The organism is Hymenobacter cellulosivorans (assembly GCF_022919135.1).
GTDB lineage: Bacteria > Bacteroidota > Bacteroidia > Cytophagales > Hymenobacteraceae > Hymenobacter > Hymenobacter cellulosivorans.
In genome coordinates, this window is record NZ_CP095049.1 from 4076121 (window position 1) to 4099300 (window position 23180).

A 23180-nucleotide genomic window follows, 5' to 3' on the forward strand; every position below is an offset into this window, starting at 1 on the left:
GGCTACTTATAATACTGCTTAATGAGCTCTTGCACTGCCGGCGGGGCAGGGGGCAGGTTGAACAGCGTGTCCATGAGCGAGTCAAAGGGGGCAGCCGGCGTAAAAATGGCGTCCTGGTAGGGGTTGGCGAAAAACCGGATAAAGCCCGGCTGCCCATTGATGCTGACCAAATCCACCGTCACGTTGCCAAAACGCTGGTTGCAGCGGCCAGTGGCGGTGCAGTCGTGGGGCTGGGGCTTCAGGAAGTGCTTCTCGATGCACTCCGCGTACCGCTCGTGGTTCACGAAGCGTTTGTCCGACACGGCTGCGTTGTAGCCCAGGGCCACCATCCGGTCCCGGATAAAGTCAAAGAGGTGGCGGAAGTTGCCGGGTCCGATGCTGGGGTCGTAGAAAAATAGCGCGCCCTGCCGGGCTTCGTCCCGGATGAGCTGCACCCGCAACTGTTTGGCGCACACGCCGGTTTTCTGGAAGTGGTAGGCTTTAAAGAAAGGTCCCATCCAGTTCAGATACACCTGCTGCGCCACCCATTGCTCGTGGGCGCGCTGCTGGGCCTTGGTGCGCGTTAGGGGCTGCCAACTGGTAGGCCCCGCCGCATTCGGGCTGGCGAATATCTTCTTGAAAAAAGAAAGCAAGGGAAGGGAGTGAGTTTGAGAATGAAACACTAGCGCCTCCAAATAGTTTTTGAAGGACGCGCAGCCCCGGCCGGCAAATTGGGGTCTTTCGCTTTCTATTCTACTGTTACCGCTACTTTTTATGACTACCAAACAACGTACCGCTCTTAAGAAAGAGCTGCTTTCAGAATGCCGCCGCGTGCAGCAGCTCAAGGCCGATAATGCCCGCCAGGCCATGCTCGATGTGCAGGAAAGCGCCAACGAAAGTCAGGGAGCCATTGAGGATAAGTTTGAGTCGTTCCGGGAAGCCTGCCATATTCAGCGCGACCTGTTTGCCCGTCAGCTCGACGAGGCTCTGACGGGTCTGCAGGCCCTGCAGCGGGTGCCCGAGGCCCGGCCCCCCAAGGACCAGCCTGGCGTGGGTTCCGTCGTCGTGACTGACTCCCAGTGTTTCTACATTTCCGTGAGCCTGGGCGAAATCAAGGTAGATGGAAAGCCGTACTTTGCTATTTCCGCGTTTTCCCCGCTTTATCAAGCCATGGCTCAGAGTCGGGTCGGCGACACTTTTAGTTTCCGCGGCAAACCCTACCGCATTGAGGAAGTCTTTTAATTGGCAGACAGAAACCGTCCAGGGCGCTACTTGACCCGCATCCAGTAGTGAGAGCGGCCAATTAGAGAAAAGCCAATGTAACCTTTCACCTCCAGCTTATCCTTGCCCGCCAGGCTCAGGTAGCAGGAATAAGTGCGGCCGTTGCTGGGGTCATAGATCTGTCCGTCTTCCCACCGGTCGGAGCTGGGATTGTAGCGCAGGCCCTGCAATACCGGCATATTCTGCAGCGGGGTCGTGCGCTTTTCGGGGTCGGGATTGTGCGCGTCCAGCTTGGGCTTGCCTGTGGTGGCTTCCTGGGGCTCTTGCAACCACACCAGCTTGCCGCACAACAACTCACCGCAGCGGTAGATTTCAATGTGCGATTCGCCGGCATCATCGGCCCAGACGCCCAGCGGCACGGTCGTTTGGGCCACGGCTCCCCACGAGCAGGCCAGAAAGAAAAGCAGACTAAACAGGAAAGTTTTCAAGGTGGATGGGCATGGATAGACGTAACCGCAGCCGGCCGGCGAAGGTTTCCGGTGGAAGGTAGCACAAAAAAAGCGACGCCCCGAAATAGGGCGTCGCTTGTCGTTGCGGGACTGGGTGGCGGTTATTTCACCCGGGTCCAGGTCTGGGACTTGCCAATCAAAGAGAAGCCGATGTAGCCTTTCACTTCCATGGTATTGGCATTGAGTACCTTCATATAGCAGGAGTAAGTTTTGCCATCTTCGGGGTTGTAGATGGTGCCGTCGTCCCACTTGTTTTCGCTGTCCTTCTTGAAATCCTTCATGAACACCAGGCCCAGACGGGGCCGGTTGCGCAGCTTGGTATCGGGGTTTTGGGTGTCGAGCTTGGGCTTGCCGGTAGCTGGGTCATTGGGCACGGTCAGCGACACGATTTTACCATAGAGTTTGTCGCCTTGCTGGTAAATTTCGAACGTAGCCTTCTTTTCCTCGTTGGTCCAGATACCGAGGGGAGAGAGTTTTTGGGCCGACGCCAGGCTGGTAAAGCCCAACAGCAGCGCCAGACAGAGGAACAGGGTTTTTTTCATGTGAAATAGGGGGTGAGAGGAGTGTTGACGGGAAAAAGATAGGAGAAAACGGCGAAATGAGCGGTATGCACACGTTTTTTCGCGTCGGGACCAGAATTGCAAGTTTAAGGCCAAGATACAATCAGCGTCCGGGGAGACCTCATTAGAAATTTTTTAATGAAAAAAAGGTGCTGATGGTCAGTGGTATGACTAAAAACCTTCGCAATCCGCCTAAAAAAAGCAGTTTCTATTTTGAACCATCCCACCCTCTATTTACTTTAACAGCCAGTAGTGAGTACTACGACCCCATCTAAGCAGCCCTAAGGTGCTGGGTAGCGCCGATGGGGGATGTCGGATCTAAAGAAAGGAGGTACAAAATGTCTAGTAGTCCCAAACAAATCCTGCCAAGCCTGTCGAATGTAGTCCGCTTCACCGCCGGACGCGCTTAACAACAGCTTTCGCGCGGAACCTCTGTTAGCCCCTCAGGGCGGGTTCCCGCATTCTGGCAAGGTCTTACTCAACAGATGACGGGGCTGTACCCCAGGCTCGTCGCTTGGTAAGATTTGAAGGATTAGATACCCGGTTTTGCCCAGCAGCCTCCCTGGAGGTTTTGCATAGGCAAGCCGGGTATCGTTTTTTGTACCGGTTTTGAGCCGCCGCGCCGTTAGCTTCTGGGAGCTACCGGCTTTTTTGTGCCTGGCTTTTTAGGCGCTGGCTTCTTCGCCGCTGGTTTGGCTGCGGGCTTGCGCGTAGTCACCTTCGCTTTACTTTTGGAAGGCGTGGTACGGGCCGATTTTACCATCGTCTTGGTTTTAGTGCGCTTCACAGGGCGGTGAATGACTTTCGGGGCGGCTACTACCAGCTTGGTGGCCACTTGAGGTTTTTTGGGCCGGAGCGCTGGTACTGCTGCCGGACGAGCCGAGTTAGCCGCCGTAGTAGCCGGGGCAGCAGTAGCAGGCCCTATGCCCAGCACCCGCCGGACGCCCATAAACCGCCGCTCGTAGTCGGTGCCTTCTACCTGGCTGATTTTCACGCCTGACTCGCGGCGGGCCGAGGAGGAGTGAATAAACCGTAGCGGCTCGCCCGGTTCGGAGATGATAATGCCCGCGTGGCCGGGCGTAGTCGAGGTTTTGGCCGTGCCGGTGAAGATAACCATATCGCCGCGCCGGGCCTGTTCCCGCGGCACCGCCCGGCCCGCATCGATGAGCAGGGCCGTGGAGTGCGGCACGGCCACGCCTACGTGGTTGTACACGTACATCAAAAAGCCCGAGCAGTCGAAGCCGCCGCTGGGAGTAGTGCCCGCGTAAGTATAAGGAGAGCCAAGCTGCTGCATGGCGAAGTCGACGAGGCGCTCGGCCTGGGGCAGTTCCCCTGCCGCCAGGGTAGCCGGGGCCATGGTATCGGAAACGGGCCGGGCTGGGACGCTGGGGCTGACTATGGCCAGCACGCGACCCGGCTGCTTATGAAAGTGCTGCCAGCCGAAAAAAGCCAGGATTCCAGTGACCAGGGTAAGAAATGTAAGCCAGACGTAACGCATACTACAAAAAACATAGGCACTGGGAAATACTCTGGTGCCGGTTAGCCCTAACGGCGGAGCTCGAGTGCGGGTTCCTACTGCTTTTTGAGCAGGTGCCGCACTACTAGGCGGCCTAAGGCTCGGTTTCGGCGCTATCTTGCAACCCCGGCCGCTTTTCGGTGTCGGGGAAGTGGCGGCTGCCGCCTGTGGTTCCTTTCCTTACTCACTCCCTTTTTCCGCATGATGCATTCTTATTTCCGCCGGCTGCTGGCCGTAGCTGCGGTACTGCTGCTGAGCCAGTTTGCGCCGGCTCGGGCAGCCTCCACGTTGCGCTACACCCTATCGATGCCGGCCCCACAGACGCACTACTTCGAGGTCGATATGGCCCTGGGCGGCTTCAGCAAGGCGTACACGGACGTAAAGATGCCCGTCTGGGCACCAGGGTCTTATCTAGTACGGGAATTTGCCAAAAACGTGGAGGGCTTCGAAGCCAAAGCTGGCACCGAAACCCTCCGGACCGAGAAAGTCAGCAAGAACACCTGGCGGGTATATCACCCGAAAGCCAAGGATTTTACAGTGCATTACCGCGTGTATGCCTTCGAGCTGAGCGTGCGCACCAGCTTTATCGACGCGGCCCACGGCTACCTCAACGGCACCAGCGTATTTATGTACCCGGCAGAAGGGCTGCAGTTGCCCAGCACGCTCACGGTACAGCCGGCCCAGGGCTGGACTCAGGTGACAACCAGTCTGAAGCCCGCCGGCGGGGCCTTCACGTTTCGCTCGGCCAACTACGACGAGCTGGCCGACTCGCCCATTGAAATCGGGACCCACAAGGTGCTCAGCTTCGAGGCCAATGGTACGCCCCACACCATTGCCATGTTCGGCAACCCCCAGTATGACGAGGCCCGGCTGCTCAACGACATGAAGCGCACCTGCGAGGAGGCCCACCGGGTGGTAGGCCAGAACCCGCTGGACCGCTACGTGTTCATCATTCACAACATTGACCGGGGGACCGGCGGCCTGGAGCACCTGTTCTCGACCACCCTGTCGGTTTCGCGCAACGCGTATAGCTCGGAGGCAGGCTGGAAAGGCTTCCTGGGTTTGGTGGCCCACGAGTATTTCCACCTCTGGAACGTGAAGCGCATCCGCCCCGTAGCCTTGGGTCCGTTCAACTACGACGCCGAAAACTACACCCGCATGCTGTGGGTGAGTGAAGGCGGCACCGAGTACTTCAGCAACCTGATTGTGCAGCGGGCCGGCTTTGTAACGCCCGAGGGCTACCTGGCTGACCTCAGCAACGGCATCGGCCGGGTCGAGAATACGCCCGGCAACAAGCAGCAGGCCGCCTCCGAGTCGAGCTTCGACGCCTGGATCAAGTACTACCGGCCCAATGAAAACTCGCAGAATACCGGCATCAGCTACTACGATAAGGGTGAGGTAATCGGGGCCGTGCTGGATTTGATGATTATCAACGAGACCAAGGGCCAGAAAAGCCTCGACGACGTGATGCGCTACCTCTACGACCAGTACTACAAGAAGCTGGGCCGGGGCTTTACCGACGACGAGTACCAGGATGCCGTGGCCAAAGTGGCCGGCCGCCGCTTCGACGACTTCTTCCGCAAAAACGTGTACGGCACCGAAACCCTGCCCTACAACACGGCTCTGGGCTACGCCGGGCTGACGCTAACCACCACGCCCGTATCATCGGATGCTGCTCTGGGCGCCAACGTCAGCACCGCGGGCGGCAAGTACACCGTGACCAGCGTAGTGCGCAACGGCAGCGCCTGGCAAGGTGGCCTGAGCGTAGCCGATGAAATTCTGGCCATCAACGGCACCCGCCTCACCGACGACCCCAACAAGCTGCTGACCGGTGCCCCGGCCGGCGCGACTATCATGCTGCTCGTTAACCGCGACGGACAAATCAAGGAGCTGAGCCTGCCGCTGGTAGCCAACGCCACCCAGCGCTACCGTATCGAGAAGCTGCCCAACCCCACAGCGGCTCAGCAAACGGTGTTCAGCAAGTGGCTACGCACTAAGTAGAAAAGTAAGCCTGCCCGAAATAAAAAGGCCGCGGAGACTTTCTCCGCGGCCTTTTTGTTGAAAATCAGAGCTGTTTACAGCGGCAATGCTCCTACGGCGGCTCCTACATTCACGCGGCCCCAGCCGAAGCTGCTGCTGCGGGCCGCGCGGTTGCTGCTGTTGGCCACCAAACGGCTCATAATCTGGGCCCGGGTTTCGGAGGGGTAGCGCGACCACACCACGGCAGCCATACCGGCCATGCTGGCCGTAGCCACCGACGAGCCGCCCACGGTGCTGGGCGCGTCGCCGCTCATGGCCAGTGTCAGGGGGCGCCGGTCGTTGCTGGTGCGCTGCATTACCACAGTGAATTCTACGTCGGCACCGGTGTGGCACTCGTCGCAGCGGGTCGTCAGGTTGTCTTTCACGCCCGTTACGGCCACGGCTTCGGCCAGCGAGGCCGGGTAAATTACCCCGACTATGCCCGCGCTCCAGTCGAAGGAAGTGCCGGCGGCGCAGAAGATGAGCTTGCCCTTGCCGTAGGCGTAGCGAATGGCGTCGGCCATTTGCGAGGACGAAGTCAGGCGGCCCATGCTCATGCTGATGATGCGCACGTCGGCCCGGTTGCCGGCCAGAATGTAAGCGTCCGACACGCCCTTCACTTCCCGGCTGCCATCAATGAACACGTCCTCGGCGGCCCGGATGGTTATCAGGCTGGCGTTGTAAGCTACGCCCACCGAGGCCCCGTCGGCACCGCGGGGGGCCGCGGCGGCGCCGGCCATACTGGTGCCGTGGCCGCAGCCGTCGTTAGGCGTTTCAGCGTCGCCGTACGGGATGCCGAAGACGGAATTGCGGGGCAGTGTCACCAGCCGCTCAATGGTACGGCCGCTGCTCAAGCCCTGGTTGAAGGCCGAACCCAGGTTTTCCTGGGCGTCGGAGCTGCCTGAATCGATGATGACTATTTTCACGCCCTGGCCGGTGCTCTGGCTCCAGCTGGCCCGGATGCCGTGGTACTGGTCGGCCTGGTTCCAACTCGATTTGCTGCCGTTGCTGAGCGTGGTGTAGTCGGAGCCGGCCACCAGGCCGGCCGTGGCCGTGTTGTTGCCGCAGCCGCTGCTGCTAAGCGCGGCCGCACCTTTGTTGGCCGTGGTAGCGGGCCGGTTGGGTTCATAGCCCATGGGCTCGGCGTAGCGGACCAGCTTGGAGCTGCGCAGCCGCTGAATGGTGCTCAGCTCGCGCACGGTCACGTCGAGCACGGGCAGCACGTTTTCCTCGTAGGCAATCAGGTCGTTGAGCGTTAGATCGGGCCGGGTTTTGCGCTCCTCGGCCAGAATCAGCTCCAGCACCCGCTGGCGGGCGGCCTGCCAGGTGGGGTCAGTGGCGGCATCCTCCGGAATATCGGTGTTACAGTCCAGGGGCTGGTAGCCCACCGACAGCACGTAGTCGGAGCGGGTCAGGGCGCTCCACACGAAGTGGGGCGTGGTCCGGTTCCAGTCGAAGCGGCCGTCCTGGTTAAGCTTCTGGATGATTTGCTCGTCGAGCTGCTGGCTGCTGAGCGCCTCCTTAGGGTTTTCGGCCGGCTGGGGCAGCAGCTGGTCGTCGGCCGGCTGCTGACAGCCGGCCAGAAACAGCCCAAGCAGGGCCGCTTGAAGGGTAATGGTACGCATAGAGTTGTGGGTGTTTGGGGTAGAAAGAACAGAGTACTAAGCGAATGGACGCAAAACATAGATGATATGCAATATGCTGCTAGCATAACTTTTGGGCTTTCCGGCACGTAGCTGCTGCCCCAGCCCAAACAAAAAAGCCCCGCTGCAGAGATGAGCGGGGCTTTTGGTAGTCGGCCGATTTTCTCGGCCCCGGGAAAAATACTTACATCACCCGTTTCAGGGCTACGTCGCGCACGGGCGTAATAACCAGCGGCACTTTTTCCACCTTCACCGAGGACGTGTCGAGGCCGAAGTACTTATCCTCCGAGGCAATAAACTGTTTGATATAGAAGTAGGCCTGCATAACCAGCTTCTCGACCACCGGGAAGTCATTTTCCACCGAGAGGAACTTCTCCAGCACCACGAAGCGGAAGTCGCCGGTGACGTGCTGCTTGCTTAGCGACTCGTAACGGGAGGTAATGTCTACTTCGCGGTTGCGCACCAGGTCTTCCACCACTTTGCGGAAATACAGGTTGATGCGCTGCTCAACGCGGAAACCCAGACGGAACGTGATACGGAAGGCGTCGTCGGGGGCCAGCTCTACCACTTTGTACTCCATGGTATACGGCTCGTCGGTGGTATCGACGTGCACAAACCAATAGATGTCGGCCCGCTTGGGGCGCTTCTGGAAGATGGAGTAGATGATTTTGGATTCGATTTCGGAGGCCCGTTCAGCCGAGGTCATAAACACCAGGTGGGTGGCATATTTCGGCACCGACTCATCGTTGCTGAGCTCCTTTAGGGCGTCCATGTAGGGGTCAATCTTGACGAATTCCGTCAGGCGGCGCTTAATGTAGTAGGCCCGCAGCCACACGTACATCACCCCAATCAGGGTCGAGCCGATGGCCAAAGAAACCCAGCCTCCGTGGGGAAACTTAATTAAGTTGGCCACCAGAAAAGAGCCCTCGATACCACCGTAGATTAATGCAAAGACCACCACGACGATGAGTGGTACTCGCTTGGAGCGCAGCCACACGGTCAGCAGCAGCGTAGTCATGAGCATGGTCAGGGTGATGGCCAGGCCGTAGGCGGCTTCCATGTTCGACGACTCGCGGAAGTACAGTACCACCCCGATACAGCCCAGCAGCAGCAGGCGGTTCATGCTGGGCACGTAGAGCTGGCCCTTCACGTCGGTGGGGTAGTTGAGCTTTACTTTGGGCCACATATTGAGGCGGATGGCTTCGGCTACCAGCGTAAACGAGCCTGTTATCAGGGCCTGGGAAGCAATAATGGCAGCAATAGTGGCAATGCCGATACCGATGAGCAGAAACCAGTCGGGCATGAGCTCATAGAACGGGTTGCGGCCGGCCAGCTGCTGGCCCTGGTTGCTGAGCAGCCAGGCACCCTGGCCGAAGTAGTTGAGCACCAGGCAAGTCTTGACAAATACCCAGCTGATGCGGATGTTGCCCTTGCCGCAGTGGCCCAGGTCCGAATACAAAGCCTCGGCCCCGGTGGTGCACAGAAATACAGCGCCCAGCAGCCAGAAGCCGCCGGGGTAATGCACCAGCAGCTCGTAGGCGTAGTAGGGGTTGACGGCCTTCAGGATGGTCGGGTTTTGGGCAATCCAGCTTACGCCCAATACGCCCAGCATGCTGAACCACAGAAACATAATGGGTCCAAATGCCTTGCCGACAATCTGGGTGCCAAAGCTCTGCAGGAAAAACAGGGCGGCAATGATGGCAATGACGATGTAGACAATGACGTCCTGGCTCAGGTGCGGATAGACCTGCTTGAGCCCTTCAATAGCCGACGAAACCGAAATGGGTGGCGTAATAACGCCGTCGGCCAGCAGGGCAGCTCCCCCGATAATGGCTGGCACGGTCAGCCAAGCTGCCCGACGGCGCACCAGGGCGTAGAGCGAGAAAATACCGCCTTCGCCGTTGTTGTCCGCATTGAGCGTGAGCAACACGTATTTGATGGTGGTTTGCAGCGTCAGGGTCCAGAGCACGCAGGAAATACCACCCAGTACCAGCCGCGGGTCAATCAGCTCGGGCACTATGGCCTTCATTACGTACAGCGGCGAGGTGCCAATATCACCGTAGATAATTCCGAGGGCAATCAGTAAGCCAGCAGTGGAAATGGCAGTGTGCCGATGTTTGGCGTCCATGGTAGGGGGTAAAGGAGAAGCTTGCCTTGAAAAAATAAAAGCGGGCAAAGGTAGGGCAAACCGGCTAAACGAAGGATGAAGATACTGTGGACCTGGCACGGGGCGGACCGCTGGCTAGAAAGGAATAGGAGAATCGGTAAGATCGGTGCTGGCCTGAGCCGCATCCAGCTCGGCTTGTAGTAGGGCTGCCGCGGCGGCAGCGGCTTCGTCGTGGCGCTGGCGGATGCGGCGGTTGGCTTCAGCAGCCAGTTTCAGCCAAGGCTCCGAGTCACCGGAAAAAGAGAAATACGCTGCTTCACGGCCCAGCCGGTACAGGCGCAGGCGGTTGGCGCCCCGGTTGCCGTAGGCCAGAATCAGGGCGCCCAGGGCCATGCCAAACATGGCGGGCATGGTACGTAGCCAGTTTTGCAAAAAAGCCAGCGTAAAGCCGGCCAGTACCAGGCCCCCGAGCATAAACCACAGCAGCCAGCGCACAGGGTGTACTTCCACGCCTTCCAGCTCGAGCAGGGAGTAGCGCTGCCCGTTAATGGTCAGGCTGTCGGCGTTTAGCTCCAGGCGGCCGTTTTCACTGCGCAGCGTGGGCTGAGGCGGGCTGCTGGGCTCCACCAGCGGGGTAGGAGGTGGCAAGGGCGGGAATGACGACGGAGCCGGCGTGGGCCCCGCGGGCAACTCAGGCGTTTGGGGAGCAGACATGGTTGCCGGGGCAACGGGTTGCTTTACTTCGGCCGTGCTGGTGCGCACCCAGCGCGGTGGCTGGGTGGCACTAGCGTTATGAGAGGCCGAAGCAGGGCTTCAGTTGTTTACTTTCAACAGCTCTACGTCGAAAATCAGGGCCGAGTCGGGCCCGATGTCGCGGCCGGCACCACGCTTACCGTAGGCCATGTCGGAGGGGATGTAGAGGCGCCACTTCGAGCCTTCGGGCATCAGTTGCAGGGCCTCTGTCCAACCGGCAATAACCTGGTTGACGCCGAACGTAGCAGGCTGGCCGCGCTGGTAGCTGCTGTCGAAGACGGTGCCGTTAATGAGCGTGCCGTGGTAGTGGGTAGTTACCGAGCTGCGGGGGCCGGGCTTCTGGCCGTTGCCTTCGGTCAGCACTTCGTACTGCAAGCCGCTGGGCAGGGTCGTTACGCCGGGCTTGTTCTTGTTTTCGGCCAGGAAGTCTTCGCCGGCCTGTTTGTTGTTGCTCATATCTTGAGAATCTTGGGTGTCTTCTTCTTCAGGGCCGCCCATCTGGGCTTGCAGCTGCTCCATAGCGCTGCGCATCTGCTCCTGGCTCAGGCGGCTGGGTTCGCCGGCTAGGCCTTCCTTGAGGCTGGCGGCCAGCACGTCGATGTCGAGCTGCAAGCCCTGCTGGGCAAAGTTGCGGGCCAAATCGCGCCCAATAATGTAGCTGATTTGCTCCTGGAGGCTGTTTAAGTTCATAAACCGGTGAGGTTGTACGCATATTCCGGGCCGGCGCAGCACAGTGGGCTCAGCGCGGAAAAAGTCGGTGGGTGAAACAATGCCAGCCGCCCCGCACGGGCCGCTGAACTGTGAAGTACCGAAAACCGGCGTGAATGGATGTGGTTTTTTTATTTCTTGTTTTCTAACCCCCTGATTTTGACAGGCGGATTATTTCCGGTGTAAAAACAGAAAAGCCCCGCCGGGGCGGAGCTTTTCATCACAATTGGCCAGCCGAGGAGCTTAGCAGTAGTAGCACTGGTCTTCGCCCCGCAGGTCAAAATGCAGGTTGAGGTCTTTGAGTTGAGCCGTCAGGTAGCTCAAGGATCCAAGGCCGCCCAGCAGCAGCAGCGACGATAAGGCAGTGGTCTTTTTCATGAGTATGCAGGTATGTGGAAGCAATTCAGCTTGTTGGGTGCAAAGATAGTACGTAAAGGTTAGGTAATTGTTATGCAAGCATAACTTTTTTATCCCCGGCACTACCCGGTTTCGTATGCTCCGCTTGGCTCCCGGGGCGGCCCAGCCAACAAGGGCAACCAGCCCACACCAGTGCTGGTGAGCAGCTGGGCAAGGGGCTAAAAAAAGCCCAGCCCCGTCGGAGACGGGGCTGGGCGGCTGACGGAAATGAGCAAATTATTGACGCCTTTGTCATAACAACTGACCACTAACCAACGACTAGCAGTAGGTGTCCGCGTCTTCGTCGTGGAGGTCGAACCGCAGATTGAGTTGGCGGAGCCGTGCCCAGAGCAAGCCTAGTGAGCCTACACCGCCGAGCAAAAGCAGCGTGGAAATAGTGACGGATGGTTTTCGCATGACATAAGCAGGTAAAAGTGAATGTCAGGGAATTTTCGGCCAATATAGCCTTTTGCTGTTATAGCGAAGTAGTAAGGGCAGCGCAATCAAAAAAGAAAAGCGGCTTATTTGGAAAGCTTTTCCAGTTCTTTTTTCTCCCGGACACTCAGGCTGTTCAGGCCCTGGCGGCTAATTTTGTCGAGCAGCTGGTCTAGTTCGGCTTCCTGCTGACGCTTGCGGGCCTGGTACCGGTCGTCGAGGGTTTGGTACTCGGGAGCAGCCCCGAAAATATTGCCTACCAGCAATGCCTGGGGCTTTTTCAGCAACAAGTATACAAAGGCTACCGTGGGCAGTAGAAGGGCCGCAATAGGTCCGTAGTTGAGGCGGAGCAGCTCCGGAAACATAGCCACGGCGGCTAGCAGGCCCACAATACCGCCGCCAAGGTGGGCGTCGTGGCCGATATTGTCGCGGCGGGTAGTGATGCCGGTGGCCGAGTAAAGCACGTACAGCAGCCCGTAGAGCCAGCCCGGCAGATACACGCCCAGCAGTCCCACGCGGATGCCGGGATAGAGGGCAATAGTAGCGAATACCAGGCCCGTAATAGCTCCGGAAGCCCCCACGGCCGAGTATTCGGAATCGTGACGGTGCAGAAAGAGCGAGAACAGGTTGCCGCCCACCAGGCTGCCGAAGTAGATAAGCAGGTAGTTGCCGACGCCCACGCTGTCTTCGATACCGCTGCTAAAGCAGTAGAAGGTGCAGGCATTAATCAGCAGATGCCACCAGCCCGCGTGCAGAAAGCCCGAGGAAATCAGCCGGTGGTATTGCTTGCCGTAGCGAATGTCGTTGACCCGGAACAGGTACCGGTCGTAATACTGCGGGTTTTTGAAGCCGTGGTAGGAAGCCAGAAAGGTAACCGCCAGGATAGCGAGGCCAGCAATGCCTAAATCATCCATTCGTAGGAAGCAGCAACAGGTAGAAAATGAACAGCAGGAAGAGCAGATAAGAAGATAGGAGGCCCAAAAGCCGCTCCTACTATCCCGGAAAGGTACAGCCAGGCCCTTGATTTCCAAAGCGGGGCGTATGATTAAGCTCGGCAGTGTGGGGACCGGGAAAATGAGACTTATACAAGGGGAGTTTAGCGGCTCAAGAGTAAGGCATTAGAAACAACTCGGCCCGCCTCCGATTGACGGGAGCGGGCCGGCTGTGCCAGATTAACGGTCAGATTAGTAGTTAGTCCTGATCTTGGCGGCTGGGGCCACCCGCGCCGCCGAGCATGATGCCCAGCGACTGGCCGGCAATCTGCATTTCGTCCTTGGCGTAGTCGAGCACCGGGCCGGTAGTTTTGATTTTGAGGTCCTGGTCGGTAACGGGCTTGCGCTGCACACTGGCAAACTCGTAAACCATGCGCTGCTTTCGCTCCTTATCGAAGTAAACGACCAGCTTGGTGATACCCTGCTTTTCTTTGACGTAGACAGGGTGGGCAAAATTCAACGCGGCCGGAATCTGAGCCGAGGTCCACACGTCGAGGGCGGTGGGTTTCTGGCCCATCTCACCCGGGTCGGTGGAGGTGCTGGCCGCGGAGCTTTTCAGCGTATACGTTGTTTTCTGGCTGGGCAGGCCGGCTACCAGGGCCGTTTCGGTGGTCGGCTTCACCGTATAATCCACTTCGGTTACCACAATGCTCTGCCAGCTGCGCTTCACCGTCGCGGCATCGTAGGTGTAGGCCACCTGGTTGGGTTTGTCTTGGGCGGCAAGCAGCAGCAGGCCCGTGTTTTTGGCGCTGTCGAAGAAGTTTTCCAGGTGATACGACAGCGCGTCGGTGGTGGCCCGAACCTGGGAGCCGCGGCAGTAGAGCGTGCCTTTGCGGGGCAGCATGAAGGCCCCCATCGTCATGGCTGGGCTCAGCTGGGCGGCTTCGGCCTGAAACTGCTGCTGCTCGGCCGGCGTCAGGCTGGCAGCCAGCCGCTGCACCTGGCCCTGCAGGTCGCCCTTGGCCGGGTCGAGCCTATTGAGCATTTTGTCGTAGGGGTTGCCCGGCAGCGAAACGCGGGTGGTGATTACGCCCTGGGTAAAAGTATCGGCCGGCGGGGTAAAGCTGGTGGCCAGAACTACAGTAGCGGGCAGCAGGGCCGCCAGAAAGGAACGAGTGTGCATACTAAAAAGGGAGAGGATGATAGGAAAGGAATAAGCCTCGGCCCGGGTAATACCCGGATGAAAGCTCTTATAGCGGCAAATCTATATAGATTAAACAAAGTGAGCCCGGCTGCCGCTAGTCCTTGTAGTACTCCTTGATGGGAAAGCGCCGCACCGTGGTGCGCCAACGGCCCTGCACCTTTTCCTTGGTCGTGACGACGACCTGCTCCCCGGCGCCGGTAGCGTCTTCTTCCACTGTTTTGGCCTCCACCAGACCCTGGCCCGGCACCACGGCATACTCGGTGGTCAGGTGCCAGCAGCAGCCGCTTTTCTCGAACGTAATGATGCGCTTACGCTTGGTGTCCAGCTGAAACATGCCCAGGTTTTCGGTGGCCAGGGCCGTCAGCTCCGCACTCGGTACAAATTTGCGGGGGCGGCTGGCGTACACGTATACGTCGTAGGAGGGGCCGCCGTAGCTGCTGTTGTTGCCGTTGCGGATGGCCAGGTCCTCGGTGCCATCGAAGTTGAAGTCGGCAAAAATCAGCGGGCTTTGCTCGCCGTAGAGTTGCACCACATTCACGGTCGGCTGGGTGTGGTTGGCGTTGTCGAGAAAGAAATTCAGATCCGCCGATGTGAAGGTCTGTACCAGCTGCTTGGTTTGCTTGCTGAACAGCCGCACCGTGCCCCGGCCCTGGCATTGATCCTCGGCGCAGCCGGCTACTGTGAGCTCCGCCGAGTACTGCGCCGAACCGTTGGATAGCTTAAAGCGGCGCTGGGCCTGCGCCGAACTACTTAGCCCGGGGCCCAAGAAAGCAATACAGAAGGGGAGTAGAAGCCAGGAACGTACCATGCCGTTAGCGTTTGCCGGCCGGAGCCGTCTGGCTGGCCTTTACCTTGGTGGCTACGTCGACCATAGGGGCCACCCAGATGTTCTTTTCCTGGCTTTTAAGGTAGCGCAGCAACTGGCGGTGGGCTTTCAGGTCCACGTTGAGCCCGTGTCCGCCGCCCACGCCGTGAAACAGAAACACCAGCAGCGTGTGCGACTGTTGGGCCTGCTTTACCAAATCCACCAGGTAGTCGCCCGACTGCCCGTTAATCATGTAGGCGTCGATGTTGGTCAGATCAATCTGAGCCGGGGTTTGCAGGCCCGAAGTAACGCCGCGGGCCGCCACAAATTCGTTTTGGAGCTGGTCGTAGAACTTCACCCCGCCGATGGTCAGGTCGCCACAGGGGTAGGCAAAGGTGCGGGCCGTTTTGCCGTCGATGGCGTTGAGCAGGGTATTGCAGGCCCGCACCTCACTCACGGCCCGGGTCAGGGTGTACTTGCTCAGGTCGGTGTCGGGCGTTACGAAGCCGCGCCCGGGCCGGCTCCCGTCGCAGGGGTGCATCAGGGCGTGGTTGCCGAGCTCGTGGCCGCGCTGGGCGGCCCGCCGCCACTCCGGCAGGCGCTTGGCCACCACCGGCGAGGAGCCAATCAGGTAGAACGTGCCGCGCAGCTTCACCGAGTCGAGGGCCGGCACCACAACGTCCAGGTTCGAGTCGAGAGCGTCATCGTAGGTCAGTACCACGGCGCACTGCTTGTTGTTCCACACGCTGGTGGTTTGGGCCTGGGCAGTAGCGGCAGTACCTAGGCAAAGCAGACCTGGCAGCAAGAGAAGCGGAATTTTCATCAGCAAGAGAAAACAAGGAGGGAAGGCGAATCTACGAGGAATCCCAGGTCTTTACGCCTGTAAATCCAGCCGGAGCCTGCCCCAAGGCTACGGGGTTTCCTCGATTTCCACCCGGCGGTTTCGGACATCGGGGGTGGGGTAGAGCAAGCGGGAATGGCCATAGCCTACTGTTTTAAGGCGCTGGGGGGCAATGCCGGCCTGCACCAGATACTGCTTCACGGCCTGGGCCCGCTGCTCAGACAACACCTGATTCTTGGCGGCCTCGCCAATCTGATCGGTGTGGCCGGCGATGCGCAGCTGCACGGCGGGCCGGGCCTTCAGGGATTGGGCCAGCTTATCCAGCACCGGGGCCGATTCCGGCAAGAGCTGAGCCGTGGTAGTGTGGAACAGCACCGTAGGCAATACTACTGGCGCTGCTGCCCGAGCCGGTCGCGGGGCCGCCTTGGTCGGCTGCTTTTTTGCCAGGACCTTCGTAGCAGGTTCCGCCACCCGAATCGTAATGGGTACTCCCGCTGGCCGGTGGGTCGGGAAAAAGCCCTGGGTAAGGTAAAACGTGGTGGTCTTGCTGAGCTTGGTGCGGAACTCGTTGCCGGTGGCCAAGGGATGCTGCAGGGCTGCATCGGCGTACCAGTGCACCTGCTGGCCCGTCACGCGCAGGGTGGTGGGTACGGCGACCAGTACCGTGGCTGGCGACTTTAGACGCACCCGGTAGAGGGTATACAGGCCTCCGTCGCAATCAGAGTGGGAGGGGCGGTACATGGCTCGGCCACTGAGCTTTTCTTCAGTTGCGTCGTAGGTGAAGAGGATAACGCCCTGACACCAGCCATAGCCCTGCTCACTCGACTCCTGCAGCACACTGGAATGGGAAAGCTGCAGCACGTTTCCCTTGACGGTGCCGCTCATGCGAAACGTGGCGCTATAGCCTGGAGCTTTCTGAACCTCCTCGTAGAGCACGCCCGTTACTGTTTCCCCGGAGTAGGAGCCCACGGTAAGCACGGCGGGGTAAAAGTCCGTTTTGGGTGGACTTATTTCTACTCCCTGCCACACGCCATTCAGCTGTTGGGCCGCAGCCGGAATGGGTAGCATACAGGCGAGTATGCCCCCGATTAATTTTCTTGCCATATATAAAAGCAGGGCTTGGCGGTAAGAGAGCTGCTGCCCGCAGGATGGCCAAAATGGGAAGTAGCAACAACCAGTCTAACGATGAAGTAACGTCATTGAAAGCAAAGTAAAGCAGGCGTAAGCTAGGGTATTGCGGGCTCACTTTTTAGGTATTGCCATCAAAAAAATAAGCCGGCTTTGCGGACCGGCTTATGCTATTTTACTTCTTCTACTTCTACCCGCCGGTTGCGGGCATCGGGCGAGGAGTAGAGCGGCCGGGTGTCGCCGTAGCCGATGGTACTGATACGGTCTGCGGCAATGCCAGCTTTGACCAGGAAGACTTTTACGGCCTCGGCCCGCTGCTCGGAAAGGGCCTGGTTTTTCTCCGGTTCCCCGACTTTGTCGGTATGACCGGCAATGCGCACCCGCAGCGCGGGCCGGGCCTTGAGCTCGGCCACGAGTTGGTTAAGCGCCGGAATTCCGTCGGCCAGCAGCTCGGCCGTGCCCAGCTTAAAAAGCACCGTAGGCAGCACTACCGGAGCTGGCGCTACTACCACGGGCGCGGGAGCCGGGGCGGGGCGGGCCGTATCCAGGGGCGGCAGTACCGGCGAGGGTTCCGGTGTAGGCAGGGCCGCTAGCGGGGGCGCGGCCTTGGGCGTGGGGGCGCTGCCCGTCACCCGGATGGTGATGGGCACCACTGGGCTTTGCTTGGTCGGATAATAGCCCTGGGCCAGGTAAAACGTGGTGGTCTTGCTGAGCTTGGTGCGGTAAGTGTTGCCCGTTGTGACGGGCTTTTTCAGCTCCGCGTCGGCGTACCAGAGCACGTTGCGGCCCGTGACGCGAATCGTGGTTTCGGCGCCGGCCGCCACCGTCGCCGCCGATTTGAGCTTAACCCGGTAAAACGTGAAGCTGCCCACGTCACAGTCGCCGACGGGCCGGTAGGTGGCTTTGCCGGACAGCTTTTCCTGGGCCGGGTCGTAGGTAAAGGTGATGGCGCCGTCGCACCAATAAGTAAAGGCGGAGCCGCCGGTTTCGTTGAGCTTGCGCCCGTGTTCCACCCGCAGGCCGCCCGCCGTGGGCGTACCCTGCACCTGAAAAGTAACCGACGTGCTGGGTTGCCCACTGACTTCCTGGTAGAGCACCCCAAACAGGCCAGTACCCTTGCCTTTCTGAATGCGGAGCACGGCGGGCCAGGTCGTGCCGGGCTCTCCGGTGTCGGTTTCCACGCCCTGCCAGACGCCCGCCAGGGACTGGGCGTGTGCCGGGCCTGCCAGTAGCAGGCCCACAATGCCATACCAAAAGCTGCGTTTCATGCCCCGAAGTAAAGCTGGTTTAGGCACAGAATCCAGTGCCGTGCCCCTAAGACGCGGGCCGGGGGGCATTTAGTTGCGTCCGCGCCCTGCCTCAGCAATCCAGCAGGCGGCGGTGGTAGTTGACCTGCCCCAGATGGTAGGCCAGGTGCGAGGCCAGATGTACCAGAAAATACTCGGTTGAAGTACGGGCCTCAAGAACCAGCAAGGGATATTCCTCGGCCAGCTTACTGGCGGGCAGCGTGCGCAGCGTTTCCTCCACGAGGCGGGCCGTTTCGTCTAGCAGCGCCAGCAGTTCGGTGCGCGGTACGTGCCTGGCGGAAAACTCCAGGTCGCGCTGGCGGACGTAAGCCACGCCGCCCAGCTCAGCCCCGATGTAGGTGCGCAGGTTGCCCACCAGGTGCAGGCACAGGTTGCCGGCCGAGTTGGTTACAGCTTTATCGGTCAGCCAGAGGGTACGCTCGTCCTGGTAAAGCGTGATTTCCTGGCGGAGGCGGTGCAGGTCGCGGCTGAAAAGCTGGCGTAAGGTTTCGGTTAGCATGCGACAAACATATAAAAATCAGGTCAGCACGCCGTCCGGGAGCTAGCCCAGATACGCCATGTCTTCGGCGCTGAGTTGCAGGTCCCGGGCCTGCAGGTTGTCGCGCAGGTGGGCCAGGGAGGACGTGCCCGGGATGGGCAGCAGCACGGGCGACTTATGCAGCAGCCAGGCCAGGTTCACCTGGGCTTCCGAAGCTTGGTACTTGCGCGCTATTTCGCCGATTCGGTTGTCAGCTTTGGGCAGGGCGTGCAGCAGGGAAAAAAAGGGAATCAGCGGAATACCGTGCTGCTCGCACAAGTCCAGCACTTCCTCCCCGCCGGGGTTAGCGCCGTGAGGCAGCTGCACGGTCGTGCGCTGGGCGTAGCTGTACATGTTTTCTACGCTGGCAATGGGCCCCAGACGCAGGCCTTCTTCCAGCTCCGGCCGGGTCACGTTGCTCAGGCCCACGTGCAGAATCTTGCCTTCCCGCTGCATCTCGAACATAGCTTCCAGCTGCTCCTGTAGTGGCACCGGTCCGTGGCCCATCAGGCGCAGGTGTACCAGCTGAATCTGGTCCTGGCCCAGAGTACGCAGGTTGTTGTCGATGCTGGCGCGCAGATTTTCGGGACGGTTATAGGGCACCCAGCTTTTATCGGGGCGGCGGGTGGCGCCTACTTTGGTGCAGATAACCAGGTCGGCCGGGTAGGGGTGCAGGGCTTCGCGGATCAGGCGGTTGGTTACATCCTGGCCGTAGTAGTCGGCCGTGTCCAGAAAGTTTACGCCTAATTCCACGGCCGTGCGCAGAATCTGCAGGGCCTCGGCGCGGTTAGCGGGCTCGCCCCACACCTCGGGGCCGGGCAGGCGCATGGTGCCGTAGCCCAGGCGCGAAACAGGGAGCGGCTGGGCCGAGTGGGGAGCAATGGTAATGGTTGGGGCGGCTGTGGTGGTCATGGCCTGGCGGGCAGAAAGGGTAAAACAAAGAACCACCTGCCAAACAGCGCTCGGGAAGCGTTGGTTATGGCGCTTTACCATGTGGTAGCTCCTGCAGGCAGTTCAGGCAAGTTCCGCTACGGCCTTAGGTAACTGCCAGCCGCGCTGGTAGGGCTCTAGCTTCGGCTAAGAAAAATGATGCTGGCAATCAGGCCGCCAATTGTGGCAATGCCTGAGAACACCATGGCCAAAATCAGCCCCAGGGCTTTCCCTTCCGTGCTGGGCATGATAAGCAGCCGGTCTTTGGGCTGAAAGGTATGGGCTTGCGGGCTGCGCAGTTCTATTTCGGCCGCTGTGGGCATGGTAAACGTGGCCACCGCCGTAATACGCTCCCCCGACATATTGATGCGCTTGACGTTCATCAGGTTGTACAGGCGCCGGACGGGCAGGCGTTGCCCGGTACTCTTCACTACTACCTCAAAGGGCGTATCCGAGGGAGCCAGCCCGGCAAACTGGCTGCGCTTGGTGGCTATTTCATACTCCCCGGCCTGAGGCAGAGTCAGTACAAAGGCTTCTTGGGTGGCATCCACTTCCAGCTGATTCTGGCTGTAGAGCGCGATAGTGCGTCCTATGCTTAGAATCAGAAAGTAGAGCCCGCCGAAAAACAGCAGCGGAAAGCAAACTTTATAAAGCATAGGGCTTACTTTTTCAGCACCAGCTCGGCCTTCGTGATTTTCAGGGTGGGATTGGCGGCCGCTACCAGGCGGGCTTTGAAGGTGTACGTGCCCGTTTCCGGAATCGTAAGGCTGCCGTTCTTGCCGGTGAAGCTCCAGGTAGTCTTGCCATTCACGGCCGTTTTCACTTCCCCAACGGTTACGTTTTTGTCTGTGGGGTCTAATTCCAGCTGCTGAAAGGCGGTGCCGTTTTTGAGGACCTGCACCTGAAAGCGCACCGGCGCCTCGCCCTCGTAGGCCATATCCATATCCGACCATAAGGCCAGCTCCTCGCCTTTCTGTAGCGGCAGCGCGGCTTCCTTGACCACCTCTTGCTCCGGCGTGCTGATGGCGTTGATGGGTAGGCGGGCTACCTCTTTGCCAAACAGGCTGCCACAGGAGCTGAGCGGGACGGCCAGCAGCAGGGCCGCCAATAACTTGTTGATGCTAGAGCTAGACACGGGGTAGAAATATTGCATTGTCGAGGTGGTTTATAGCGGTAAGCTTAGGGCTTTTTCCTCAAAGCCCAACAATGCCGTGCCCGCCGCTACTACATGCGGTTACCCCAATTGATAGGTATTAAATAGTAGTATTTTGAGAATGAGAGGCTGTAAGTAGGCTGCTTACAGGCGCTTGTAGGTAAGCGTTCTGGCATAGCTTTCTCCACGGGCCGTTACATAAGAATGGTAGGTGTACGCCAATTTTTTGTCGGTGAGAGCATCAACCGTTGCTTCTGAGTAATTATTAGCCGAAAAGGTAAACGTTAGCTTATTTCCAGTATGGTTATATGCGCAGGGGGCTTGAACAGAGCCCTGAATTGTATTTTCAAATATTCCTTGTGAGCTGAACGAAGCCACTACTTCCCCGGCGCTTACCGAAAGTGTTTGAGTAGATGGTTTAAACCCATTATCATAGGAAGTGACGATTACGTCCGCCGTAAGTTCCCATTTGCCTATTATAGACGGAGGCCCTGCCACGGGTTGAGGATCATCAGTGGGCTTGGAGCAGCTGAATAAGAAAAGCGAGAATATAACTAAGGTTAGGCGTGTCCTCATTCTGTGGATGATAAGCGTAAGCGATAAGATTTAGATGAATTACCCAGCTGTTTAATAAGCAAATGTAGCCTGGCTTCGCGAAGATATAAGTGACCTAGTAGCCTTGCTTCGCCCGGTGTTGAATCCGCTTTTCCCAGCGCTTACGCTTGGGCGCAATGTAACCGCGCAGGTGCTTTTCCATTACCATCACGGCACAGGGGGCAGCAGCCGTGGCCCCGAAGCCGGCGTTTTCGAGGTAGACGGCCACGGCAATCTTGGGATTATCGGCCGGGGCAAAGCCGACGAAGGCGGCGTGGTCGTCGCCCTCGTCGTTTTCGACGGTACCGGTTTTGCCCGCCACGGTGATGCCCACGTCGGCCAGGCTGGAGGCGTCGGCGGTGCCGCCGCGCTGCATCACGGCCACCATGCCGGGCACCAGGGCCGCAAAGTGGGCACTGTCGATCAGGGTGTGGCGCTTGCGGGTAAAGCGGTGCAAGGGGCCATTCTCGCCGATGCCGCGCACCAGGTGGGGCGGGTAATACCAGCCGCGGTTAGCAATAATGGCGGCCATATTCGCCATTTGCAGGCCCGTCAGGTTGATTTCGCCCTGCCCGATGCTGAGCGAGTAGATAGAGCGGTAGGTCCAGCCCCGGGTGCGGCGGGCCTTGTCGTAGTAGGCTGGGGTGGGCAGAAAGCCGGGCGCTTCGCGGGGCATGTCCACGCCCAGCACCGAATCGAGGCCGAAGGAACGGGCGTAGCGCCGCCACTGGGCCAGGTTGGCGTGCCGGGCGCCGACCGTGTCCTGGGCCAGGGAATCGGGTACGCAGTCGATGAGGCTCTGCATGACCTGGTAGAAGTAGGGGTTGCAGCTGTACTTGAGGCCCTTGGTCAGGCTGGTGGCCGGCTTGTGGTGGTGCACGCAGCTCACCAAGGTCTGGTCGCAGCGGAAGGCCGAGCCGGGGGTAATGGCGTTCATCTGCAACGCAATGGCGGCATTCACGAGCTTAAAGACCGAGCCGGGTGGGTTGGCCAGCATGGCAGGCCGGTTGAGCAGGGGCAGGTCTTCGTGTTCTAGCAGCTCGGCGCGGGCGGCGGCCTGGTCGGGGGCGGTGATGGTGGCGGCCGGGTACACCGGGGCCGACACGTAAGCCAGGATTTCGCCGGTGCGCGGGTCCAGGGCCACGAGGTAGCCGCGGCGGTTGCCGAGCAGCTTTTCGGCGTAGGCCTGGAGCTTGGCGTCGATGGTCAGGTGCAGGTCCTGGCCCTGTTGGAAGACGGTGTCCTTGGCCCAGGTGCCGTGCGGCTGGCCTTTCTTGTCGAGCAGCGGATGCAGGTAGCCGTGGTGACCGGTGAGCAAGCCGTTGTAATAAGCCTCGACGCCACCGTTGCGCAGCCGGTAGAAGCGGCCCCGCCGGTAACGCCGGGCTTGGCGCAGGAAGGCCTGGGCCTCGGCGCTGCGGTACCCCAGCACGGGGGCCCCGGCAGGGGTAGTATAGGTGCGCTGGTACCGCTCGGTGAGAGTAAGCTGGGGCACGGTGGCGCTACTGTCGCGGCGGATACGCTCGGCTTCTTTCTTGGTCAGGCGGAGCTGGACGGCGACGCCATAGGCATCTTTATAGGGCAGGGCCTCCTGGATGCGTCGGCGGACGGTGGTGGAATCCCAGCCCAGCAGCTCGCCCAGGGCCAGGGTGTCGAGGGCGCGGCGGGGCAGCTTAAGCAGGTACTGGAGGCGGGTATCGACCAGCACGGAGTCGTTCCGGTCGAGGAGGCGGCCCCGGATGAGGGAATCGGAAACCACAACGCGTCTTGGGGTGTAGACTTCGCCGGTGCTAGGGTCTTGAACGGGGGCGCTGGTGGGCTGGTCGGGGGAAGAGCAGGCGGTGAAAGTCACTAGCAGGGCTAGCAGGACGTTTTTCCACCGGTGGTTAGCAATGCGCATGGGGTAAAGCTAGGCAATTGCCG

23 protein-coding genes are annotated in these 23180 nt (G+C 59.7%); 2 read left to right on the plus strand and 21 right to left on the minus strand.

All coding sequences use genetic code 11. The annotated features are described in order from the left end of the window. Positions 1-2 precede the first annotated feature (2 nt). Positions 3-632, minus strand: coding sequence for a hypothetical protein (locus MUN80_RS17220; RefSeq protein ID WP_244714706.1), 630 nt, complete (start codon positions 630-632; stop codon positions 3-5). 121 nt (positions 633-753) lie between these two features. Here MUN80_RS17220 and MUN80_RS17225 point away from each other — a divergent pair, with 121 nt between their 5' ends. Beyond that, a complete protein-coding gene (locus MUN80_RS17225) occupies positions 754-1221 on the plus strand; it encodes a hypothetical protein (RefSeq protein WP_244714707.1) in 468 nt (155 codons plus the stop codon). 26 nt (positions 1222-1247) lie between these two features. Here the strand turns inward: MUN80_RS17225 and MUN80_RS17230 are convergent, their stop codons facing one another. From MUN80_RS17230 to MUN80_RS17240, 3 genes are all read right to left on the minus strand, one after another. Beyond that, complete coding sequence (locus tag MUN80_RS17230; RefSeq protein WP_244714708.1) at positions 1248-1688, minus strand: DUF2147 domain-containing protein; 441 nt, start codon at positions 1686-1688, stop codon at positions 1248-1250. 122 nt (positions 1689-1810) lie between these two features. After that, on the minus strand, positions 1811-2251 hold the full coding sequence (locus tag MUN80_RS17235) for a DUF2147 domain-containing protein (RefSeq protein ID WP_244714709.1): 441 nt from the start codon (positions 2249-2251) through the stop codon (positions 1811-1813). 643 nt (positions 2252-2894) lie between these two features. Continuing rightward, positions 2895-3767: a C40 family peptidase gene (locus MUN80_RS17240; protein ID WP_244714710.1), complete on the minus strand. Its 873-nt coding sequence runs from the start codon at positions 3765-3767 to the stop codon at positions 2895-2897. A 219-nt stretch (positions 3768-3986) separates the two neighbouring features. On the opposite strand from MUN80_RS17240, the gene MUN80_RS17245 reads away from it, so the two are divergent. Beyond that, a complete protein-coding gene (locus MUN80_RS17245; RefSeq protein WP_244714711.1) occupies positions 3987-5786 on the plus strand; it encodes a M61 family metallopeptidase in 1800 nt (599 codons plus the stop codon). 74 nt (positions 5787-5860) lie between these two features. Here the strand turns inward: MUN80_RS17245 and MUN80_RS17250 are convergent, their stop codons facing one another. From MUN80_RS17250 to MUN80_RS17325, 17 genes are all read right to left on the minus strand, one after another. After that, positions 5861-7429, minus strand: coding sequence for a S8 family peptidase (locus MUN80_RS17250; RefSeq protein WP_244714712.1), 1569 nt, complete (start codon positions 7427-7429; stop codon positions 5861-5863). A gap of 202 nt (positions 7430-7631) precedes the next feature. Next, the gene (locus tag MUN80_RS17255) at positions 7632-9575 is read right to left on the minus strand and encodes a KUP/HAK/KT family potassium transporter (protein ID WP_244714713.1); all 1944 of its coding nucleotides are present in this window, start codon (positions 9573-9575) and stop codon (positions 7632-7634) included. 114 nt (positions 9576-9689) lie between these two features. Continuing rightward, positions 9690-10268: a hypothetical protein gene (locus tag MUN80_RS17260; RefSeq protein ID WP_244714714.1), complete on the minus strand. Its 579-nt coding sequence runs from the start codon at positions 10266-10268 to the stop codon at positions 9690-9692. Between the two features lie 99 nt (positions 10269-10367). Then, the gene (gene bamJ / locus MUN80_RS17265) at positions 10368-10997 is read right to left on the minus strand and encodes a BamJ family beta-barrel-assembly machinery protein (RefSeq protein ID WP_244714715.1); all 630 of its coding nucleotides are present in this window, start codon (positions 10995-10997) and stop codon (positions 10368-10370) included. 261 nt (positions 10998-11258) lie between these two features. Beyond that, positions 11259-11393, minus strand: a complete 135-nt coding sequence (locus MUN80_RS26015; RefSeq protein WP_262922014.1) for a hypothetical protein — start codon at positions 11391-11393, stop codon at positions 11259-11261. Positions 11394-11690: 297 nt separating this feature from the next. After that, the gene (locus tag MUN80_RS17270; RefSeq protein WP_244714716.1) at positions 11691-11828 is read right to left on the minus strand and encodes a hypothetical protein; all 138 of its coding nucleotides are present in this window, start codon (positions 11826-11828) and stop codon (positions 11691-11693) included. Positions 11829-11932: 104 nt separating this feature from the next. Beyond that, the gene (locus tag MUN80_RS17275; protein ID WP_244714717.1) at positions 11933-12760 is read right to left on the minus strand and encodes a rhomboid family protein; all 828 of its coding nucleotides are present in this window, start codon (positions 12758-12760) and stop codon (positions 11933-11935) included. Positions 12761-13037: 277 nt separating this feature from the next. Continuing rightward, a complete protein-coding gene (locus MUN80_RS17280) occupies positions 13038-13961 on the minus strand; it encodes a hypothetical protein (protein WP_244714718.1) in 924 nt (307 codons plus the stop codon). A 115-nt stretch (positions 13962-14076) separates the two neighbouring features. Beyond that, complete coding sequence (locus tag MUN80_RS17285) at positions 14077-14790, minus strand: XAC2610-related protein (protein ID WP_244714719.1); 714 nt, start codon at positions 14788-14790, stop codon at positions 14077-14079. A 4-nt stretch (positions 14791-14794) separates the two neighbouring features. Continuing rightward, a complete protein-coding gene (locus tag MUN80_RS17290; protein ID WP_244714720.1) occupies positions 14795-15610 on the minus strand; it encodes a polysaccharide deacetylase family protein in 816 nt (271 codons plus the stop codon). 87 nt (positions 15611-15697) lie between these two features. Then, positions 15698-16696 carry an OmpA family protein gene (locus MUN80_RS17295; protein WP_244714721.1) on the minus strand — a complete coding sequence of 333 codons (999 nt, stop codon included), beginning with the start codon at positions 16694-16696 and terminating at the stop codon, positions 15698-15700. A gap of 230 nt (positions 16697-16926) precedes the next feature. Continuing rightward, positions 16927-18024, minus strand: coding sequence for an OmpA family protein (locus MUN80_RS17300; RefSeq protein ID WP_244714722.1), 1098 nt, complete (start codon positions 18022-18024; stop codon positions 16927-16929). Between the two features lie 91 nt (positions 18025-18115). Next, positions 18116-18562, minus strand: coding sequence for a DinB family protein (locus MUN80_RS17305; RefSeq protein ID WP_244714723.1), 447 nt, complete (start codon positions 18560-18562; stop codon positions 18116-18118). Positions 18563-18604: 42 nt separating this feature from the next. Further along, complete coding sequence (locus MUN80_RS17310) at positions 18605-19492, minus strand: aldo/keto reductase (RefSeq protein WP_244714724.1); 888 nt, start codon at positions 19490-19492, stop codon at positions 18605-18607. Between the two features lie 155 nt (positions 19493-19647). Further along, positions 19648-20166, minus strand: coding sequence for a hypothetical protein (locus tag MUN80_RS17315; protein ID WP_244714725.1), 519 nt, complete (start codon positions 20164-20166; stop codon positions 19648-19650). 5 nt (positions 20167-20171) lie between these two features. Further along, positions 20172-20663, minus strand: coding sequence for a hypothetical protein (locus tag MUN80_RS17320; protein ID WP_244714726.1), 492 nt, complete (start codon positions 20661-20663; stop codon positions 20172-20174). 670 nt (positions 20664-21333) lie between these two features. After that, entirely contained in the window at positions 21334-23157 is a 1824-nt protein-coding gene (locus MUN80_RS17325) for a peptidoglycan D,D-transpeptidase FtsI family protein (RefSeq protein ID WP_244714727.1), read from the minus strand. Positions 23158-23180 lie beyond the last annotated feature (23 nt).

Coding starts and splice junctions, on each gene's coding strand:
- MUN80_RS17310 (WP_244714724.1), bottom strand. CDS start 19,492: ATGACCACCACAGCCGCCCCAACCATTACCATTGCTCCCCACTCGGCC.
- MUN80_RS26015 (WP_262922014.1), bottom strand. CDS start 11,393: ATGAAAAAGACCACTGCCTTATCGTCGCTGCTGCTGCTGGGCGGCCTT.
- MUN80_RS17250 (WP_244714712.1), bottom strand. CDS start 7,429: ATGCGTACCATTACCCTTCAAGCGGCCCTGCTTGGGCTGTTTCTGGCC.
- MUN80_RS17245 (WP_244714711.1), top strand. CDS start 3,987: ATGATGCATTCTTATTTCCGCCGGCTGCTGGCCGTAGCTGCGGTACTG.
- MUN80_RS17260 (WP_244714714.1), bottom strand. CDS start 10,268: ATGTCTGCTCCCCAAACGCCTGAGTTGCCCGCGGGGCCCACGCCGGCT.
- MUN80_RS17290 (WP_244714720.1), bottom strand. CDS start 15,610: ATGAAAATTCCGCTTCTCTTGCTGCCAGGTCTGCTTTGCCTAGGTACT.
- MUN80_RS17320 (WP_244714726.1), bottom strand. CDS start 20,663: ATGCAATATTTCTACCCCGTGTCTAGCTCTAGCATCAACAAGTTATTG.
- MUN80_RS17270 (WP_244714716.1), bottom strand. CDS start 11,828: ATGCGAAAACCATCCGTCACTATTTCCACGCTGCTTTTGCTCGGCGGT.
- MUN80_RS17280 (WP_244714718.1), bottom strand. CDS start 13,961: ATGCACACTCGTTCCTTTCTGGCGGCCCTGCTGCCCGCTACTGTAGTT.
- MUN80_RS17255 (WP_244714713.1), bottom strand. CDS start 9,575: ATGGACGCCAAACATCGGCACACTGCCATTTCCACTGCTGGCTTACTG.
- MUN80_RS17315 (WP_244714725.1), bottom strand. CDS start 20,166: ATGCTTTATAAAGTTTGCTTTCCGCTGCTGTTTTTCGGCGGGCTCTAC.
- bamJ (WP_244714715.1), bottom strand. CDS start 10,997: ATGAACTTAAACAGCCTCCAGGAGCAAATCAGCTACATTATTGGGCGC.
- MUN80_RS17225 (WP_244714707.1), top strand. CDS start 754: ATGACTACCAAACAACGTACCGCTCTTAAGAAAGAGCTGCTTTCAGAA.
- MUN80_RS17300 (WP_244714722.1), bottom strand. CDS start 18,024: ATGAAACGCAGCTTTTGGTATGGCATTGTGGGCCTGCTACTGGCAGGC.
- MUN80_RS17305 (WP_244714723.1), bottom strand. CDS start 18,562: ATGCTAACCGAAACCTTACGCCAGCTTTTCAGCCGCGACCTGCACCGC.
- MUN80_RS17325 (WP_244714727.1), bottom strand. CDS start 23,157: ATGCGCATTGCTAACCACCGGTGGAAAAACGTCCTGCTAGCCCTGCTA.
- MUN80_RS17235 (WP_244714709.1), bottom strand. CDS start 2,251: ATGAAAAAAACCCTGTTCCTCTGTCTGGCGCTGCTGTTGGGCTTTACC.
- MUN80_RS17285 (WP_244714719.1), bottom strand. CDS start 14,790: ATGGTACGTTCCTGGCTTCTACTCCCCTTCTGTATTGCTTTCTTGGGC.
- MUN80_RS17240 (WP_244714710.1), bottom strand. CDS start 3,767: ATGCGTTACGTCTGGCTTACATTTCTTACCCTGGTCACTGGAATCCTG.
- MUN80_RS17275 (WP_244714717.1), bottom strand. CDS start 12,760: ATGGATGATTTAGGCATTGCTGGCCTCGCTATCCTGGCGGTTACCTTT.
- MUN80_RS17295 (WP_244714721.1), bottom strand. CDS start 16,696: ATGCTACCCATTCCGGCTGCGGCCCAACAGCTGAATGGCGTGTGGCAG.